The organism is uncultured Roseobacter sp. (genome assembly GCF_947492555.1).
GTDB lineage: Bacteria > Pseudomonadota > Alphaproteobacteria > Rhodobacterales > Rhodobacteraceae > Roseobacter.
In genome coordinates, this window is the sequence record NZ_CANLNE010000005.1 from 95,077 (window position 1) to 113,517 (window position 18,441).

General features: G+C 58.7%; 14 protein-coding genes. 3 read left to right on the forward strand and 11 right to left on the reverse strand.

Translation table 11 applies throughout. The annotated features are described in order from the left end of the window. Positions 1 to 32 precede the first annotated feature (32 nt). The 6 genes from Q1A07_RS20305 to Q1A07_RS20330 all read right to left on the reverse strand — a co-directional run bounded on the left by Q1A07_RS20305 (position 33) and on the right by Q1A07_RS20330 (position 9,756). Positions 33 to 1,598 (reverse strand): ABC transporter substrate-binding protein, encoded by a 1,566-nt coding sequence (locus Q1A07_RS20305; RefSeq protein ID WP_299784033.1) that lies wholly within the window; start codon positions 1,596 to 1,598, stop codon positions 33 to 35. 93 nt (positions 1,599 to 1,691) lie between these two features. Beyond that, positions 1,692 to 3,272 carry an ABC transporter substrate-binding protein gene (locus Q1A07_RS20310; protein WP_299784035.1) on the reverse strand — a complete coding sequence of 527 codons (1,581 nt, stop codon included), beginning with the start codon at positions 3,270 to 3,272 and terminating at the stop codon, positions 1,692 to 1,694. A gap of 127 nt (positions 3,273 to 3,399) precedes the next feature. Beyond that, positions 3,400 to 4,371, reverse strand: a complete 972-nt coding sequence (locus Q1A07_RS20315; RefSeq protein WP_299784037.1) for a C45 family peptidase — start codon at positions 4,369 to 4,371, stop codon at positions 3,400 to 3,402. 22 nt (positions 4,372 to 4,393) lie between these two features. Next, entirely contained in the window at positions 4,394 to 5,845 is a 1,452-nt protein-coding gene (locus tag Q1A07_RS20320) for a biotin carboxylase (RefSeq protein ID WP_299784039.1), read from the reverse strand. A 24-nt stretch (positions 5,846 to 5,869) separates the two neighbouring features. Further along, complete coding sequence (locus Q1A07_RS20325; RefSeq protein ID WP_299784041.1) at positions 5,870 to 8,620, reverse strand: aminotransferase class I/II-fold pyridoxal phosphate-dependent enzyme; 2,751 nt, start codon at positions 8,618 to 8,620, stop codon at positions 5,870 to 5,872. Positions 8,621 to 8,697: 77 nt separating this feature from the next. Then, on the reverse strand, positions 8,698 to 9,756 hold the full coding sequence (locus Q1A07_RS20330; RefSeq protein WP_299784043.1) for a carbon-nitrogen hydrolase family protein: 1,059 nt from the start codon (positions 9,754 to 9,756) through the stop codon (positions 8,698 to 8,700). 553 nt (positions 9,757 to 10,309) lie between these two features. Here Q1A07_RS20330 and Q1A07_RS20335 point away from each other — a divergent pair. Continuing rightward, entirely contained in the window at positions 10,310 to 11,929 is a 1,620-nt protein-coding gene (locus tag Q1A07_RS20335; RefSeq protein ID WP_299784045.1) for an FMN-binding glutamate synthase family protein, read from the forward strand. A 48-nt stretch (positions 11,930 to 11,977) separates the two neighbouring features. On the opposite strand, the gene gabT is transcribed toward Q1A07_RS20335, so the two are convergent. After that, on the reverse strand, positions 11,978 to 13,372 hold the full coding sequence (gabT, locus tag Q1A07_RS20340) for a 4-aminobutyrate--2-oxoglutarate transaminase (RefSeq protein ID WP_299784047.1): 1,395 nt from the start codon (positions 13,370 to 13,372) through the stop codon (positions 11,978 to 11,980). A gap of 207 nt (positions 13,373 to 13,579) precedes the next feature. Here gabT and Q1A07_RS20345 point away from each other — a divergent pair, with 207 nt between their 5' ends. Next, positions 13,580 to 14,146 carry a cupin domain-containing protein gene (locus tag Q1A07_RS20345; RefSeq protein WP_299784049.1) on the forward strand — a complete coding sequence of 189 codons (567 nt, stop codon included), beginning with the start codon at positions 13,580 to 13,582 and terminating at the stop codon, positions 14,144 to 14,146. 325 nt (positions 14,147 to 14,471) lie between these two features. Here Q1A07_RS20345 and Q1A07_RS20350 read toward each other — a convergent pair whose 3' ends face one another. Genes Q1A07_RS20350 through Q1A07_RS20360 form a run of 3 tightly spaced genes read right to left on the reverse strand, consistent with a single transcriptional unit; the run spans position 14,472 to position 16,875 of the window. Beyond that, positions 14,472 to 16,196, reverse strand: a complete 1,725-nt coding sequence (locus tag Q1A07_RS20350; protein WP_299784051.1) for a histidine kinase dimerization/phosphoacceptor domain -containing protein — start codon at positions 16,194 to 16,196, stop codon at positions 14,472 to 14,474. Positions 16,197 to 16,198: 2 nt separating this feature from the next. Beyond that, the gene (locus Q1A07_RS20355; RefSeq protein ID WP_299784053.1) at positions 16,199 to 16,756 is read right to left on the reverse strand and encodes an RNA polymerase sigma factor; all 558 of its coding nucleotides are present in this window, start codon (positions 16,754 to 16,756) and stop codon (positions 16,199 to 16,201) included. Continuing rightward, the gene (locus Q1A07_RS20360) at positions 16,753 to 16,875 is read right to left on the reverse strand and encodes a NepR family anti-sigma factor (protein ID WP_366523804.1); all 123 of its coding nucleotides are present in this window, start codon (positions 16,873 to 16,875) and stop codon (positions 16,753 to 16,755) included. The genes Q1A07_RS20355 and Q1A07_RS20360 overlap by 4 nt, the downstream gene beginning before the upstream one ends. A 142-nt stretch (positions 16,876 to 17,017) precedes the next feature. Here Q1A07_RS20360 and Q1A07_RS20365 point away from each other — a divergent pair, with 142 nt between their 5' ends. Further along, on the forward strand, positions 17,018 to 17,827 hold the full coding sequence (locus Q1A07_RS20365; protein ID WP_299784055.1) for a response regulator: 810 nt from the start codon (positions 17,018 to 17,020) through the stop codon (positions 17,825 to 17,827). A gap of 70 nt (positions 17,828 to 17,897) precedes the next feature. Here Q1A07_RS20365 and Q1A07_RS20370 read toward each other — a convergent pair whose 3' ends face one another. Beyond that, the gene (locus Q1A07_RS20370) at positions 17,898 to 18,395 is read right to left on the reverse strand and encodes a DNA starvation/stationary phase protection protein (protein ID WP_299784057.1); all 498 of its coding nucleotides are present in this window, start codon (positions 18,393 to 18,395) and stop codon (positions 17,898 to 17,900) included. Positions 18,396 to 18,441 lie beyond the last annotated feature (46 nt).

Genomic DNA, 18,441 nt, shown 5'->3' on the forward strand with positions numbered 1-18,441 from the left:
GCAAAGCCTGCCCTGCCTTGGCCTGTGCCGGGTCAATTAACAGTGACCCAGCGCAGAATAAAGAAGTTATCGGGGCGCTGCGTGAGCGCGATATTGGCCTGCGTGCCCCAGACCAGCGGTTGGACGTACAAAGGCACATAGGCCACTTCGTCCTGCAGGATCTTGGTGACCTCATCGAGCATGGCCTGACGTTTGCTATCATCGATCTCGGATTGGATCATCGGCAGCAATTCATCCACACGCGCATTAGAAAAGCCACCGAAATTCCAAGACCCTAGCTTCTTTTCTTCATTCGGTGTGCTGGCCAGGAACCGCACTGGGTGTTCGGCGTCAAACGTGCCCGGCGACCAGCCCAGCAGATACATATCATAGTTGTCGCTGCGCAGTTCCGGCCAGTAATTCTGGACCGGCATCGCATCGAGGGTTGCCCGCATCCCCACCTGCGCCAGCATACCGGTGATGGCCTGACAGACGGATTCGTCGTTCAGATAACGGTCGTTGGGACACTTCAACCCGAAGGAGAAACCGTCAGGATAGCCCGCCTCGGACAACAGGGCGCGGGCTTTGTCAGGATCGAATGCGGGACGGTCGGCCAGTGCTGCGCTATAGCCGCGCATGGCCGGGCTCACCAGCTGGCTGACCTCTTCGGCGTTCCCGCGCATGATCGTCTGCAGGACCGCAGGTACATTCACCGCATGGGCGACCGCCTGGCGGACACGCGCATCAGCGAAGGGGTTGGCATCGGTAGTTTCGCCGGAATACTTCAGTGCCTCGGCTTCATGTGGAAAGCCCAGCATGATCACACGGGCTTCGATCCCCTGAATGACCTTTACCTGATCATTTGCGGCCAGCCGGGCGGTGTCCTGAATGGGCACCGGGTTGATGAAATCCACATCGCCCGACAGCAGGGCCGCGACCGCCGTGGCCGGGTTCTGGATCGGGGTCAGCTCGGCGCGGGTGATATTGTGCTCTACCTCATCCCACCAAGCGCCAAAGGGCTCCAGCACCGTGCGCAGTCCCGGCTCTCGCGTCGTCAATTGGAAAGCACCGGTGCCATTGGCGTTCAGGGTGGCGAAGTTGCCGTTGTCCTTGTCCGGGCGCGCTGCGTTATTTGTCTCGGCCCAGCCTGAATCCATCATCATCCAGTTGGCAATGCTATCGGGGAAAATCGGGTTCGGCGCCGTGGTCATGATGTCGACGGTGTAGTCATCGACCACTTTGACCTCGGAGACCGGCGCGAACCAGCTGCGGGTATCGGAGGCTTCGTCGGAAGCACGCTGATATGAAAAGAGGACATCCTGCGCATCAAACGTACTGCCATCGTGGAAGGTTACGCCCTGCCGGAGGGTAAAGCGCCAGCCCTCCCCGGCCCCGATGGGTTCCCATGCCGTGGCCAGCGCCGGCTCGATGGTCATGTCCTTGCCGCGGCGCACCAGCCCTTCGTAGACGTTGTTGAGAAACCCCAGGACGGCGGCGGAATTCACCGCATGCGGGTCCATCGTTTGCGGGTCGGTCGTCTCGGCCCATCGGAACTCCTCGGCCACAAGGGCGGAGGCGGAAACCATCAGGGCGGCGGCGAGTGAAATGGGACGAAGCATAAGAGGAACCCTTTCAGCAGGAGATGCGGGAAAGCGGTGGCGGCGCGGCCCGGTGATCGGGCCACGCCGTTTTATATCACAAGCGTCTCAGGCTCAGTTCAGCTTGAAATACTTGATTTTGGGCGAATCTTCCGCTTCGACAACCGTGTCGACACCGGATTTCATGCCCCAGTTCAGCACCTGGTGGTGGATGGGGATATAGATCTTCTCATCCTGTACCACCTGCCAGATCGCGGCGATATCGGCGTCACGCGCTTCCAGATCGGTGTTCGACGCGAGGCTCTGAATCTTGTCGTTCAGATCGTCGTTGGTGTAGCGCGTCGCATTCCAAGACCCGTATTTGTCGTCACGACCGTGTACCAGGAAGTTGAAGATATACTCGGAATCGTAGGTCGGCACGCCCCAGCCCAGCATGTAGAAATCCGTTTCCAGATTGCTGAGCAGCGGGAAGTGTTGCGCCTTGGGCTTGGCATCGAGGTTCACGTTCACCCCGATCTGCGCCAGCATCCCAACGGCGGCCTGACAGATCGCCTCATCATTGATGTAGCGGTCGTTCGGGCAGTCGAGCTGGATCGAGAAACCGTCACCATAACCGGCCTCACCCATCAGCGTTTTCGCCTTTTCGAGATCGGTAGATGAGGACGCATCCATCGCCTCGTCCCAGCCGTTCACAAAGGGCGGCGCGATCATGCCCGCAGGCGCCGACTGGCCCCGCATCACCACCTGCTTGATGGCATCGCGGTTGATGGCGAGGTTCATCGCCTCGCGCACACGCACATCCGCCAGCGGGTTGGCCCCTTCGACGCTGTCGTTGGCAAGGTCTTCATCGCCGACGTTCATGCCGAAGAAGATCACCCGGTTTTGCGGCGCCGTGCGCACGTCGAGCCCATCGGTACTTGCGACCCGCTCAAGATCCTGCACCGGTACGTCCTGAATGAAATCAACCTCACCGGACAGCAGGGCTGCCACGCGGGTGGCCGCGTTCTGGATGGGCGTGTAGATGATCTCGGTCACTTCGAGCGGGAATTCATCCTTGCCCCAATAGTTCTCGTTGAGCGCCAGCACGGTCTTGACGTCGGGTTCGCGGCTCACAACCTTGTAAGGCCCTGTCCCATTTGCATTTTTGGCGGCGAACGTATCCTCGCCACCTTCATAGTCTTGCACCTTCACAGCGTTGTTCGCCTCGGCCCACTCCTGGTCCATGATGAACATGTTGGTCAGGTTGTTGGGCATGATCGGGTTCGGGCCGTCGGTCACGATCTCGATGGTGTAGGCGTCAGGTGCCCTCACCTCGGACACGGAGGCAAGCAGTTCCTTATAGTCGGAATCCTCCGTCATGGCGCGCTCAAGGCTGAACTTCACATCCGAGCTGTCAAAGCTGGATCCATCGTGGAAGGTCACCCCTTCGCGCAGCTTGAAAATCCAGACGTTCGGATCTTCTTCCGACGGTGTCCACTCCGTTGCCAATGCGGCCACAATAGTGCCGGAATGATCACGGTGGACCAGCGGTTCCATGATCTGATGCGCCAGCGTCGAGGTTGGGCCTTCGTTCTGCGCGTGTGGATCCAGCGTCAGGCTGTCGCCCGCGCGCGCCCACCGCAACGTCTCGGACGAAGCCAGCGCGGTGCTCGACAAAAGCAGCGCGACAGACAGAAGTGATGTGGTGAATTTCATTGTAGTCTCCCCTTTTTGTTTTTCTGATGACAATCTTTGGGACAGGGCGCGGTTTGGCAAGCCCCTTCTGCAACTTTAGCGTGAAGCGCGCTGATTCTATTGGCAAAAATTTGAGCATGCAAAAAACTCAGGCGGCACCGGGCAAGAGTATGCGACGCCCGCCTTCTTCGAAGTCTTTCATCGACAGCGACCAGACCGTCCCGGGCCAGCGCAGTTCCATTTGACGCCGTTTCGGCCGGTAAACCGCCGTGTAAAGCGTACCAAAGCCAGCATTGAACGCCGTGGAGTACAAAGGTGGCTTGAGAAAGGCCCCAATAAACTTTTCTTCGGGGTCCCGGTGCAGGGTGAGCCTGTGCAAAAGGAAGCGTTCACGTTCCACCGTGGCGGTGAACCGGGCGTGGCTGACCCATTCGACGTTTTCCTGATGATTGGTGGCAACGGCGGCATGGGTGATCAACGCGGGCCGGTCCGGTGCCATCATCGCCGTCAGATACCGGCGCTTTTTGTCCAGCACAGTCACATTATAGCTCATATGCGTCGGCACCCGAGCCAGCACCGCGCCCGCCTCTTCCGACGTTTCGCAGGTCTGCAATACGTAGCGCAGGATCAGGGGCACACCGAACCCATCACCCACCACGCGCCGCCCGCCGAAGGTGAGCGAAATCGACAGGCCCGCGTCGTTTACGCCATCCACCAGCCCCCAGAGCCCGTCTGAGGTGCCCATGACCCGGCGCCCCTGCCATTTCGTGTGCAGAACGAGGCTGTCGAAGGCATTTGGATTGTAGTCATAGTTGCGCACCATGACCGGCTCCTTGCCGGTCCAGATCGCCTGGCTGCAGCCCGCCAGATAGGGCGGCGGGCAGTAGAACGACAAGAACCGCGCCGCCAGATCACCGCCGCCAGCCAGTTCGCAGAGCTCATCGTAGAGTGGCACGATCTCCGGCATATGATGCTGCAAGGCAGAGCGCGACTCCGCGTAGGTCGGGCGCGTGCTTTCGCCCTCCTTCAACCACCAGTCTTTGTAGTCTGGCCAGTATTCGGCAAAAAGCCCGGACCATTTCGGCCCGGGGCTGTCTTCACTTACGGCGCGCCATAACATGGGGTGCGCATATCCTTTCGGGTCAGAGGATCTTGAACGCCGGATCGTCGAAGGCGGTCGCGGTGGGCAGCGGCTTGGCCGTGACCGATTGCTTGATGCCGTGAATCCACTTTTTAGCCCGTTCATTCAACCGGAAATTCTTGGTCATGGACCGGCCGCGCGTCACCAGGATGCCGATGTCTGCCCCTTCATAGCGGTAGTCCCCCGGCTGCAGGATACGCAGGAAAAACGCCTCGTTTTCGCTCTCCACCGCGCGGCGGTGATAGTCGAAGCGGTCATACACCACGCGCCCATCCTCCAGCATCTTGTAGATACCGGTTTCCGGACTGCCGGTGCAGATGTCCACGCTGTCGTCGGTGTGCTTGATCACCATCTGCGACCAGCTGTCGATATTGGCGCTGTCGGCCCAGCGGGCGTTCAGCTCATCCACATCCAGGTTGAATTTCTTTTTCGAGAATTCCAGCAAGTGGAAAAGGAACAGCGGCGCATCCGCATGGGCAAAGGCCGCGTGATTAGTCATGGAGGACGCGCCTGTAATGCGCGGGTTTAGCTCACCCAGCCAGAGATCGCCGGTCTTTTTGTCGATCAGGAAGTCCAACTCGAAGTATCCGCGATAGCCTTCCTTGCGCAGTTGCTCACCGAATTTGAAGGTCAGATCACGCGCTTTCTGCCGCACTTTCGGCGGGAAGGCCGTCGACAGGATTTCATTGCCGCACCAGCCGCCGCGATAGGGCGTCAGTTCCTTGAAACCGACAAGCTCCGTCATTAGCGGGCCAACGATGGTGCCTTCCTTGGTCGCACAGGCCTCGATCGCAGAGCCGCGACAGTCGATCCGTTTCATAATCTTGATCTCGCCCTCGCCGACGATCTCATGCTCATGCCGCCGGAAATCCGCTTCGGACTTGATGAAGAAAGTCGTGTGCCCGGAATCGCCAAAGGCCGATTGCAGCACCAGATCGTGCCCGATCTTGGCCTTCTCGCAGGTCTTCTTCAGATCTTCATAGGACTTCACCTCGGCCAGCACGTTCGGCACCGAGGGCACCCCCGCCTTGTTGCCGATCCGCACGGTTTCGATCTTGTTGTCCATCTTGGTGCGCAGCTTCGCTTTGGGGAACCAGACATCTGCACCCAGTTCCTTCGACAGGCGCTCCGTCTCCTCATCGAACATGAGGAAGACAAATTTCGGCTTGCCACCCCGACGCTTGATGAAATCGATCACCTCTTTGTGCTGCAACAGGTAGTTGTTGATGTCCTCGATGGACTGGAATTCCGCATGTGGCTGCTCGGAGGGACAGAACACGTTTGGATGCTTGCCGCCGTAACAGTCGATGTAGCAGATGTATTTGAAATTCTTCACCCACTCATCGAGCCCCAACAGATTGAAGTTCGTGGCCGAAATGAAATAAATCGGGTCCTCATTGCGGTGGAAATAGCGGCGGATCTCCGAGATGTTCTTCAGAACCGTGGCTGCCATGTCTTAATGTCCTCTCTGTTGGTATTATTCGGCCGCGGAGGCCAGTTTGGTGCCATTCTTGGCATCGACGAGCGCTTGCAGCGCCTCTTGGGTGAAGACCCGCAGCCCCAGATCGGGCCGGTAGCCATGGATTTCGCTGACATCCAGCGCCAGCATGAAGGCCAGTATTTCCTTGCTCACCACTTGCCCTGGCACCAGAATCGGAAAGCCCGGCGGATAGGGGATGATGAAGCTGGCCGAGACGACTTCTTCCCCCGCGCCCAGCGCTGCGCCAAGCGAGCCGTTAATGTCCAGATAGTCACATTTCTCCTCGTCATAAGCGAGGAAGAAGGCCGAACGAATGTCGCCTTCCCCAGTGACATCACATTGCCGGAAGGCATCGTGGAAGCGGCTGAAATCAGGTAGCGGCGGCAGCTCCTCCATGAGGTTCTGCACCCGCCGGTCAAACGACAGCCGCTCCATCCGGCTGGCATCATCCAGCCGCTCATCCAGCGATTTGGCGATCTCCACCAGCACCTCGATGAGGTAAGCCACAGACGACCGCGTGGTGCCGATATTGGTCATGAACAGGACCGTATTGCGCGAGGTCTTGTTGATCTGGATACCGTATTTATCCATCAGGATATCGGTCTTGAACGTATCGCCGTCCCAGCCCGTGCCGCCCACGGCCAGGGTGACCCGCGTGGCATCCAGCGCGAAGTCATCCTGCGCCCAGCAATCCCACATGTCGGTCCAGCCCTGCTCCGCATCGTAATAGCTGGTCACACCCGACTGGCGGTGGACGTCCGGAATCATATCGCCGGCAGTCAACACCTTGAAATACTTGGACAACAGCGGATGTGTCATGATCGCGCGCCGCATCGACATCGCCGCCTCGATCTGGCGCTGCACGAACTCGAAACCCTCCAATTCGACCTGCCGCCGTCCAACATCCAGGCTCGCAATGATCTGGTAGTTCGGCGACGTTGAGGTGTGCGTCATATAGGCCTCATGGAACGCCTGCTCTACCTCCCCTTTGAAATCCTGATCGTAGACATGGATCATCGACCCCTGTCTCAGAGAGGTCAGCGTTTTGTGCGTAGATTGCGTCGCATAGGCCCTCACGCGGGCGTTGGGCGGCGGGATCAGCCGCGTCTCCAGAAGTTTCTCGTCGTCGCATCCCTCCAGCATGCTCTGCTGCGCTTCATAGAGCCGCTCATGGGTGTCACTGCGGAACTTCTCTCTGAGGTTGCCAGCCGCAGCCATGGCCGTACGTTGGCGATAGGTCGGGTTGAACCGGGCAAAGGCGAACCACGCTTCGTCCCAGAGGAAAATCAGGTCGGGCTTGATCGCCAGACACTCCTCCATCACCCGCTCGACATTATAGACCAGCCCGTCAAAGGTGCAGTTGGTGAGCAACAGCATACGCACCCGGTCCAGTTTGCCCTCGGCCTTAAGCTTCAAAAGCTGATGCTTGATCTCGCGCAGCGGCACCGCGCCGTACATTGAATATTCATTCAGCGGATAGCTGTCGAGATAACAGACCTGCGCGCCCGCCAGCACCATGCCGTAGTGGTGCGACTTGTGGCAGTCGCGGTCCACCAATACGATATCTCCGGGCCGAACAAGGGCTTGCACAACGATCTTATTACAGGTCGAGGTGCCGTTGGTGGCAAAAAACGTCTGCTTGGAACCGAACGCCCGACTGGCCAGTTCCTGCGCTTCCTTGATCGGGCCGTGCGGCTCCAGCAGGCTGTCGAGCCCGCCAGAGGTGGCTGAGGTCTCGGCCAGAAAGATGTTCGGTCCATAAAAGGCCCCCATGTCCTGAATCCAGTGGCTGCGGCTGATGGATTTGCCGCGGCTGATGGGCATGGCGTGAAACACACCGGTGGGCTGTTTGGAGTACTCCACCAGCGCGTTGAAAAACGGTGTTTTGTTGCGTGCCTGAACCCCGCGCAGAATGTTCAGGTGTAACTCCATGAAGTCTTCCTGATTGTAGAACACCCGCCGACAAATCCCGAGATCCAGCCCTGCGATCTCTTCTACCGACCGCTCGGTCACCAGATAAGCGTCCAGCTCGGGTCGCACCTTGGCTACCAGTCGGCATAATTCCGGCCCGTAATTCTCGGGCAGCATGTTGTCGATCTCTTCCTGCCCGCCTGCACGGGTGATGAACCGGGCAACGATCTCTTGATCCATCTTGGATTTCAGCACCAGCCCGGGTCGCACCACAATGGCTTGAATATTGTGGTTGAAGAGCACCGCAACCAGCGCGTCCTCAAGGCTTGGCACCACCAGCGCCTCGTAGACAAAGGGGTCCTCGGCACGGCGCATCCGCGTGACATTGCTGCGCAGCCAACGCTCCTGATGTTCGTTCACATTGTCGACGATCAACACTTCAAAGTAGGGCTTGGCCAACGCCCGTGCCTCGGGTGGCAGCATCGCCTCATCGTCATGTTCTTCGGCATCGACACTATCCCGCTCCAACGGGATATGCCGCCGCCGGTAGGCCCCGGTCGTGAGTGCCCGTGTCACCCGTCCCACCGCAAAAGCCAAGTCGTCCAAGGAGTTATGCTCAAACTGCCGCCGCATATGGTCAAAGGCGGACATGCCCGGAAATGCCCAATAGGGTTCGATCACCGCGAGAGACTTGAAGAGCTGCTCGACCTTTTTGCGCAGTTCCGCTTCCTGTTTGGGCTTGGGACTGCGGGTCAGCGCGGCGGTTGTTTCGCGCAGCGCGCTCCACCTGTCCGACCGTAATTGAATGGCCGAAGAGTAATCGTTTATCGCGTGCATCAGTTGTCCTCCGCTGTCCGGGAAAACCACCGATTGATACGCCGGGCGGCAGTGACCGCCCGACAAGGCCCGGCGATCTACCCGCTAGATTGTTTTTCGCTCCCCCGAATTTCTTCGGTCGGGGGTTGGGGTGCTGCCTCTGCTTGGGCAGTTTTCGTCGTATTGGACGCAGGATGCGCGGTCACGGATCCGGACAGCGTGTCAATCGCCATACCTTTGAACGCAGGCGTTTCCTGTACTTTTTCTGCTGGCACATCCACGTGAAGTCCTGCGCGCGTCCCTTGTTGAGGTATTTCCAGTGGGCCCAACGTCTTGAGATAGGCATCGGTTCCGCTGTTCCGGTCATAGACCGAGAAATCGACGGATCGGTCGCGGAAACTCTTGAGAACCTGACCCAGCCCCTTCATGCCGGTTTCGCGCTGGCGGCGCACCATCGACAGGTCGACCTCGATGGGGAACATATCTTCCTGTCCCGCAGACTGGTGCAGCACATGGGCCGAGGGATCCACGACCAGCGATTTGCCCACGCCGCCCGCGCCGAGCCCGTTCACATCAAAGACGTAGCATTGGAACTGTGCCGCCGTGGACCGCGCGATTGCCAGTTCCGCGTCCCGGTCGGTTGTCCCGGTCAGCACCGGGTGCAACAGCACCTCGACACCCTGCGCTGTGAGTTGCCGCGTGGTTTCGGGGAACCAGATATCGTAGCAGATCGACAGACCGAACCGCCCGACCTCCGGCACGTCGAAAACGCAGAACTCAGTGCCCGCGGCAATGCCCGTCTCATAGGGCCGGAAGGGGAACATCTTGGCATACCGCTTGATGATCTCGCCTTCAGGGTTGATCACCACGGCGGTGTTGAAGATCATGCCCGTCTCCGGGTCGCGCAGAAACATCGAACCGGGGATCAGCCAGACACGATGCTTGCGCGCTGCTTCGCAGAAGGTGTCGAGCGCCTCGTTCTGCGGGGCCTGGGCAAACTTGTCGAGCGGACCATAGGGCGCCAGCTCTGAAAACAGCACCATCTGCGTCCAGGGGAACCGCGCCATCAGCACGTCCAGCCGGTGGATCATCCCTTCCACATTGGAATGCAGCGCGTTCACGTACATCTGCACGCCGGCAATGGCGAATGGGGTCATAACAAAACACTCCGTCGCGGCGAAGGGGGCCAGCATGACCCACATACGACTTCGCGCCACGTTGCCTTACGCCCATCTGCCGTCAGTTGGAACCTCAGGAACAGGCGCAAAGTGAAAACGACGTTAAGGCATTTCGAGAGAATAAGCATTTCAGCCTGCTTGCGCGCTATACGACCGGCCGGATCGATTAGTATTTTAAACGCGCGCATCACCTCTCCCTTTTGATCCTCGGCAGGAAAGGCGGCCCGACGACCCCGCACGGGCGGATGACGACGGTGAGGCTCCCCAATCCTCCGGCAGGTGCGCTCCGACTTATCTTGCGGCTGGATTCGCTATATTGTTCATGCACACCCTGTTCTCCAAAAGCGTACGAAGCTTTTGAGTGTTGTTCAAGCGCTATACCTGTTTCCTGCCCACCAAAGCGTGACAGCAGGAAAGCTTGCGCTACTCCGCACAATGAATCATCATTCGGGGATGTTTAATTTTTCGTGACGCCATCAGCCCGCCGTTTCGATAGAGCGCACCCAAAGCGGCGGCCACAACAGGAAGATATATGCCAGATCTCGGATCCATGTTGCGCTACACCACCTTCACAGGTGTTGTGGTGGCCAGTTTTCTTTGCCTGATCGCTGCGCTGATCTGGACCAGTTGGATGCTGATCCCGGCAGCGTTCTTCATCTTCCTGTCGTTTCTGGGGCTGCATGATGTACGGCAGCCGCACCATTCGATTCTGCGCAATTACCCCGTGCTCGGGCATATGCGATTCCTCTTCGAAGGCATTCGGCCAGAGATTCGTCAGTACCTCATCGAATCCGATCAGGACGAGGAGCCGTTTTCCCGTGACGCCCGCAGTCTGGTCTATCAGCGCGCGAAGGGTCAGGAAGACAAACGCCCCTTCGGCACGCGGCAAAGGGTGTATGATGCGGGCTACGCCTGGGTGACGCATTCGGTCAGCCCTATTCACATCGAAGACACGGATTTCCGGGTGAAAATCGGCGGGGATGCCTGCAAGCAGCCCTATGACGCGTCGCTCTACAACATCTCGGCGATGAGCTTTGGCTCTCTATCTGCCAACGCGATCGAGGCGCTGAACACTGGCGCAAGACTGGGCGGCTTTGCCCATGACACAGGTGAAGGCTCGGTCAGCCGCTATCACAAGGCGGGGGGCGGCGATCTGATCTATCAGGTCGCGTCCGGCTATTTCGGCTGCCGGGCAGAAGACGGCTCCTTTGATCCAGAGAAGTTCAAAAAGACGGCCAGCCTCGATCAGATCAAGATGATCGAGTTGAAACTCAGCCAGGGGGCAAAACCGGGACATGGTGGCATGCTGCCGGCCTCGAAAATAAGCCCCGAAATCGCAGAGGCGCGCGGCATTCCCATGGGCGAGGATTGTATTTCACCCGCCGCGCATTCCGCCTTTTCGACACCCATTGAGATGATGCAGTTTATCGGACAATTGCGCGATTTATCAGAGGGTAAGCCGGTGGGCTTCAAGTTGTGCATCGGGCACCGGCGGGAGTTCATGTGCATGGTCAAGGCGATGCTGGAGACCGGGATTGCGCCCGACTTCATCGTGGTGGACGGCACCGAGGGCGGCACGGGCGCGGCCCCTGTCGAATTCTCCAACCACATCGGCATGCCCCTGATCGAGGGGCTGACCTTCGTGCACAATACCCTGCGCGGCGCAGGCCTGCGCGATCAGGTCAAGGTGGGCGCGGCGGGCAAGATCATCTCGGCCTTTGACATCGCGCGGGCGTTGGCGCTTGGGGCGGATTGGTGCAATTCGGCACGCGGGTTCATGTTCGCCATCGGCTGCATTCAGGCGCAGGCCTGCCACACCAACCACTGCCCCGTCGGCGTGGCCACGCAGGACCCGATCCGCCAGCGGGCGCTTGATGTCGGCTCAAAGTCGCAACGCGTCGCGCGGTTTCACGACAATACTTTGCAGGCTTTGGGTGAAATGACGGGAGCTGCCGGGCTCAAACACCCCGGGGATTTCATGCCGCAACACATGATGGTGCGCCTGGGCGACAAGGAAATGGTCGAGGGAAACGAGGCCTATCCCTATCTGCCGGAAGGGTTCCTGCTCAACACCCAGGAAGATATCGGTACCGATTACCGCAAACGCTGGGCACGGGCGAGCGCCGAAAGCTTCGCACCCCCACCCTGTTAAAAAGGGCGCTCAAAGGCGCCCTTTCCGGTAATGCTATAATGGCGCGCGTCAGGCGGCCTGTTCTGCCACCGCATCCGCAAGTGCTGCCTCGAAAATCGCCATGCCTTCGGCAATGATTTCGTCTGACGCAGTCAGGGGCACCATGATCCGCAAGGCGTTGCCATGCATCCCGCAGGCCAGCAGGATCAACCCGCGTTTCAGCGCATGGGCGCAGATGGATTTCACGAGGGCCGCATCCGGTGTCGCGGTGTCAAAGTCGGTGACGAATTCGACCGCCAGCATCGCGCCAAGGCCACGGATGTCCCACATCCGGTAGGGCGCAACCCGCGCACCAATCTCGGCAAAACGGGCGCGGAAGGTCTCGCCCATTTCCAGCGAGCGGGCCAGCAGCCCTTCACTCTCAATGGCTTCGATCGCGGCCAGGGCGGCAGCGCAGGCCACCGGGTTGCCGCCGTATGTACCGCCCAGACCGCCAGGCGCCATCGCGTCCATGATGTCCGCACGTCCGATCACGCCGGCAATCGGGTAGCCGCCCGCCATGGATTTTGCGACGGTGATCAGGTCCGGCACCACGCCCGAATGCTCAATCGCAAACCACGTGCCGGTACGGCCAAAGCCCGCCTGAATTTCATCCGCAATCAGCAGGATGCCATGCTCGTCGCAAATCTGGCGCAGCGCCTGCATCATCTCGAAGGGCACAGGTGTATACCCCCCCTCACCCAGCACGGGCTCGATGATGATCGCGGCAACACGGTCCGGCTGTGCGTCGGTCAGGAAGAGGTTCTGCAGCCCGGTCAGCGCGTCCTCGACAGTGACGCCATCGCGCACGGATGGGAAGGGCGCACGGAAAATATCGGACGGAAACGGGCCTACGTCCTTCTTGTAGGGGCTGATCTTGCCGGTCATGCCCAGTGTGAGCAGCGTGCGGCCATGATAGCCACCGGTAAAGGCGATCACACCGGGACGACCTGTTGCCGCGCGGGCAATTTTGACCGCGTTCTCAACGGCTTCCGCACCTGTGGTCACCAGCAAGGATTTCTTGGCGTGATCCCCCGGCGCCAGCGCATTCAGCTTTTCTGCCAGTGCGACATAAGGCTCATAAGGCACCACCTGAAAGGAGGTATGCGTGTACTTGTCCTCTTGTGCCTTCGCCGCCGCGACGACCGACGGATGGCGGTGCCCGGTGTTCAACACGGCGATGCCACCGGCGAAATCGATGTAGCGTTTGCCTTCCACATCCCACAATTCCGCATTTTCCGCGCGCTCCGCAAACACCGGCGCGGCAGAGGCGACGCCGCGCGGGACCGCCGCCTCGCGGCGGGCGAGCAGGGCTGCATTGCTCTGTTCGGCGGGCGTCGTGGAAACCACAGCGATCTTGCGGGCTTTTGCCGCGCGGGGTTTGCGCGGCTTTTTTGCCGCAGGCGTTTTGACAGTGCTGGCCATATGCTCATTCCTTTGATGTCAGGCGAGATGTTTAAAATATCGATACGCCGTTTAATTTTGTTGTCAATCGTGATTCTACGGGTGTTTTTATGGAATGGATGACTTCTCGACCGCACCTGGCAGAAAAGGGATTGAGCACAGACCCCGCTTGCTGTTTAAAAAACCAAGCAAAACCAACATGTCACCGAAAGACGAGGAACCGGCCTCTTGGATATTGGACACAGGCTACGCACGATCCGAAAAAAACGGGGGCTTTCCCAGCGGGAACTTGCCACACGGGCGGGGCTGACCAATGGCACGATTTCCCTGATCGAGCAGAACAAGACCAGCCCGTCCGTGGCCTCGCTCAAAAGCCTGTTGGATGCAATTCAGGTGTCGATGGCCGAATTTTTTGCCACGCTCGAAGAGAGCAGTAAGAGCAAATACTTCTACACTGCCGAGGAATTCACCGAAATCGCACCCCCCGATCTCGATGGGCCGCAGGCGCAACTCCTGTCCCTGCGGCAGCTGGGGAACGCGCAGGAGCACGCCCTGCAGCTGCTGCACGAGCGCTATGCACCGGGGGCGGATACCGGGCCGGAACTGCTCAGCCACGATGCAGAGGAGGCCGGGGTGATCATTCGCGGTCAAATCGAGATCACCGTGGACGACGCGGTCGATACCCTGGGCCCCGGTGACGGATATCTTTTCAACAGCCAGCTGCCTCACCGGTTCCGAAACACCGGCACCGAGGAGTGCGAGATCATCAGCGCCTGCACACCTCCCAGCTTTTGACAAGATAACCCCTGACCGCCATGGGCGATCAGGGGTCTATCTGTTTTGGCTTTCTTCCGCCGCTATCAGGCGGTGGCTCTCAGGCAAGGGAAACCCCTGCGTAAGGATGACCAACAATGGTCCGTCACAACAACGATCTAGTCGTTGTCGTCACCACGTCTGCCTTTGCCCTCGCTCGTCAGAACAAGAACAATCAGCGCAACCACAGTCAGAATGGAAAGCCCGAAAACGAACAGGTCAATCGACATGTCAGGGTTCCTTTCCTCAGTGTTCGTGGGAAAAACGTTGTTTGCTTCGGATTTGTTCCATAGCTATCAGAATATAGTTAATAATCCTGGATGGTCTTGACCCGATGGGGCACAGGGAAGGCCAACGTCAAGCAGTGCACCCCTTCTTTGACTTCGGTAGTGACCTCGGCATTCAACTGCCGAGCGAAAGCATTGATCAATTGTTTACCAAGCCCCGTACTTTCTGCCTCCGTGGCCTCTCCTACGGAGTTGGAGATTGCGAAAACAGCTATCTCGCCGTCCTCCTGCGACAGTTCGATCTTGAGTTTCGCAGGGTCCCGCGCGGTTGCCTGTCCGATGTATTTCATCGCGTTGGTCACGGCCTCGGAGACCAACAGGGTCAACGGAGCTGCGTCATCCGTATCCAATTGCACGGGCGCATAGGACTGTTCCACTGTGACAGCAGACCCTGCGGGCAAACCAACCACCAGCAGCTGCCCCACGATCTCTTCGACCAGCGCGCCCGCGTCGACCCGTTCCAAACCATCGCTCTGGTAGAGGTTCTTGTGCACCGTCGCGAGGCTCAGAATGCGCTCCTGCAAGCGTTTCAGAACGAGGCGCGACTCGTCGGTTGGGGCACGCCGAATCTGCATGTTCATGATCGAAGAGATCAGTTGCAGGTTGTTCTTGACCCGGTGATGCACCTCCTTCAGCAGGATGTTCTTTTCACGCAAGGAGTCCTCGAGCGACGCCTCATCCCGAATAATCGACTCCGCCATGCCCATGAACGCGGTCTGAATATCCACAAATTCCTTCGGCACCCCCTGCCCCATGGCAGACCGCGGCATTGATCGGTTGTAGGCGAAAAGGCGCATCTGGCGGCCCAGTTTGCGGATGTATCGAATGGCCAGCCGATTGATTGACCAGAATGCGACCACGAGGCTGGCTATCCACATCAGAATGGGTAGAAACACGCTGAGCGTGCCTGTCTGGCTTGCACTGGCCAGCACATCGGCCTGACGCCAGATACTCATCGCGTAGACCACGTCCGGCACAATGGGCACCACCGCGTAGATCCGTTCCTCTTCTTTACCATTCACATCTTCGAAGACAGACGTGTTGTCGCCAACAAGCGTTTTCAGGCTCCGGTTCAAGGGTAAATCGGCCTCGGTCACCAGCCGTGCCCGATCCGACGTCAGGATTTCGCCGGCCGCATTAAAAATAACCAGGTCAGAGGGGCTGATCTCGGTCGGGGTATCCTTGGATTCTTCGAGAGTTGTCAGATTGATGGACAACAGCATGAAACCGCCAAAAACGTCACGCTCAAATACCGGGCTCACAACCACGAGCGTCGGTTGTTGTGTAATGGGTCCGGTGCGGCTCAGAACAACGGAGCGTTCTGGTGTTGCAAGGGCCAAGTCGAAATCCGGATAAGCGCTGAAATCATATTCCCCTCCGGCTGACGAACAGGTCATCACGCCATCTGCCGGTAAGAAGCCCACCATGGAATAGACGCCGGAGGCCATTTGATACGCGCGCAGGAAAGAGACGCAGGCCTGCGCATCCTCCACAAACAACCGCACAATGGAACTGAGCGCCTCAGCGGCGCCAAAGCCTTCCTGGATAAAGTTACGTTCCGCCCCTGAAGCCTGTTCCGTCAGGCCGAGCAACGACAACGCCGTTTTCTCTTCGGCCTGTTGAGCAATCTCCTGGGTTTGCACGACCGCAATGAGACCAAAAGGCAAAAGGGCAAGCGATAAAAAGACGAGGATACGAAATGCGAGGCCGCGAAAGACATCGCCATCCAGAAACCCGCCTGTCATTGTCAGAAGGAGGTGGCTTTGGCCGCCGTCAGCACCGACATTGTCGCATCATCGGTCATCTCAAGCGCCTCATCATCGTCCAGCTGCATCAGTTCGGCCAGCCGCTGCCGTGCCCGGTTGGTACGGCTTTTGATCGTGCCGACTGCTACACCACACATATCCGCAGCTTCTTCGTAAGAAAAGCCCGACGCGCCAACCAGCAAGAGCGCTTCGCGTTGCTCGTCGCTGAGTTGAGCAAAGGCCTGGCGAAAGTCCGTCATCTGCAAACGTCCGTCATGCGCCGGTTTTTCGGCTAAACCCTCAGTATGGGTGCCATCAACATCGGCGACTTCGCGTTTCGCCTTCCGGCGGGAGGAATAATAAGTGTTGCGCAAAATGGTGAATAGCCAAGCGCGCATGTTGGTGCCGGCCTGAAACTTATCGATGTTCGTCCAGGCCTTGACCAGCGTATCCTGCACCATGTCGTCGGCTGTTGCGCCATTTCGGGTAAGACTGATTGCAAAGGCGCGCATGGCGGGCAAATGCTCCACCAATGCATCGCGAGGGTCCGGCGTGCTCATTTATTGGATCCCTTGGCCTGATCCTGTTCCTTGAGCGCATTCAGCAGGTCCTTGAAGCGGTCCGGAACGCCCTCTTCCAGCGCCTCTTCGTAGACTCGCTTCAAATTTTCGTCGATCACGCTTTCACGTTTCCTGTTTCCGCCTGGCTGAGTCATACTGCCGATCATTCCCCGAGAAGGTTAAAAATATCCCACCTGCGTCGGAACCAAACTCGCAACTGTGCGTTCGGTTCCAAGAAAAGTGAAAAAAGGAAGATTTCATATGTCGGATGCCTCTGTCTCCCCGGACATCAGTGAAGAACTCGGCACTGCCCTGCCCTATCTGCGCCGCTTTGCGCGCGCGATGACCGGCAGCCAGAGCAGCGGCGACCAATTCGCTGCGGCAGCGCTCGAGGCCATCCTGACTGATCGGTCCGTGCTGGATGGCGCAGCAGTAAAAACCGGCGTGTTTCGAGTGCTCTACGGCATCTGGTCCAGCGCCGGCGCCCCGGTGGATGACGGCGAGAGCGGATTGAAAGCACGCGCACAGAAGCATCTGTCGCGCCTGACGGCCAACAGCCGCGAAGCCTTGCTGCTGCACAGCGTCGAAGGGTTCAGCTTTGGCGAGATTGCCAGCATCATCGGCGTCGATCAGAGCGAGGCCGAAGAGCTGGTGCAAATCGCGCGGCGTGAGATGGCCGATGCGGTTTCCGGTTCCGTGATGATCATCGAGGACGAGGCGGTGATTGCAATGGACATCGAAAGCATCGTGTCTGAGATGGGACATCGCGTTACGGGCGTCGCCCGCACCCGGGACGAGGCCGTGGCGCTTGGGTCAGCGGACAAGCCAGATCTGATCCTCGCCGATATTCAGCTGGCGGACAACTCGTCCGGCATCGATGCGGTGAATGATCTGATGGCGAACCTCGGTGAACGCCCGGTGATTTTCATCACCGCTTTCCCCGAACGTCTGTTGACCGGTGACAAGCACGAACCGGCGTTCCTGATCTCGAAACCATATACCGAGGATCAGGTGATCTCCGCCGTCAGCCAGGCAATGTTCTTCTCCTCCACGGAAACATTAAAAGCCTGACGCACATAGCAGGCGCACACAAAAAACCCCGCTGCTTCCAGCGGGGTTTTTCGTTTCTGCAAATCATCCGTCAGCTCTTGGCGATGGAGCGCAGCATCCACGCGGCTTTCTCATGGAACGCGGCGCGTTCGGTCGCCATATCCTCTGTCACCGGGTCTCCGTGCTCGCCCGCAACTTTGATCAGCGCGTGCAAGCGATGGGCCACACGTTCATGATCTGCGGCCAGGTCTTCACACATCTCGCCTGCCGACGCCGGCGTTTCTTCATCCTGAATCACCGAGTTGGCGACAATCGACGAGAGTGTTGACGGCGCCAGCTGGCCCAATGCGCGAATGCGTTCGGCGATATCGTCGGCGGCCTTGAACAGGTTTTCATATTGTTCTTCCGTCAGATTATGCACCGAGAAGAACAGCGGACCCTCCACATTCCAATGAGTTGCATGCGTTTTGAACAGCATGCGATAAGTATCCGCCAATGCGTTTTCGAGACCCTGCGCCATCGCTTCGGCGTCTTTGACACCGGTGCTGATGTCGGTTGTCTCTGGTACTACATTCAATGCGCTTGTCATCGTCATTCTCCTTTTCTTCTGTCAAAGGAGAAACACGCGGCACCCG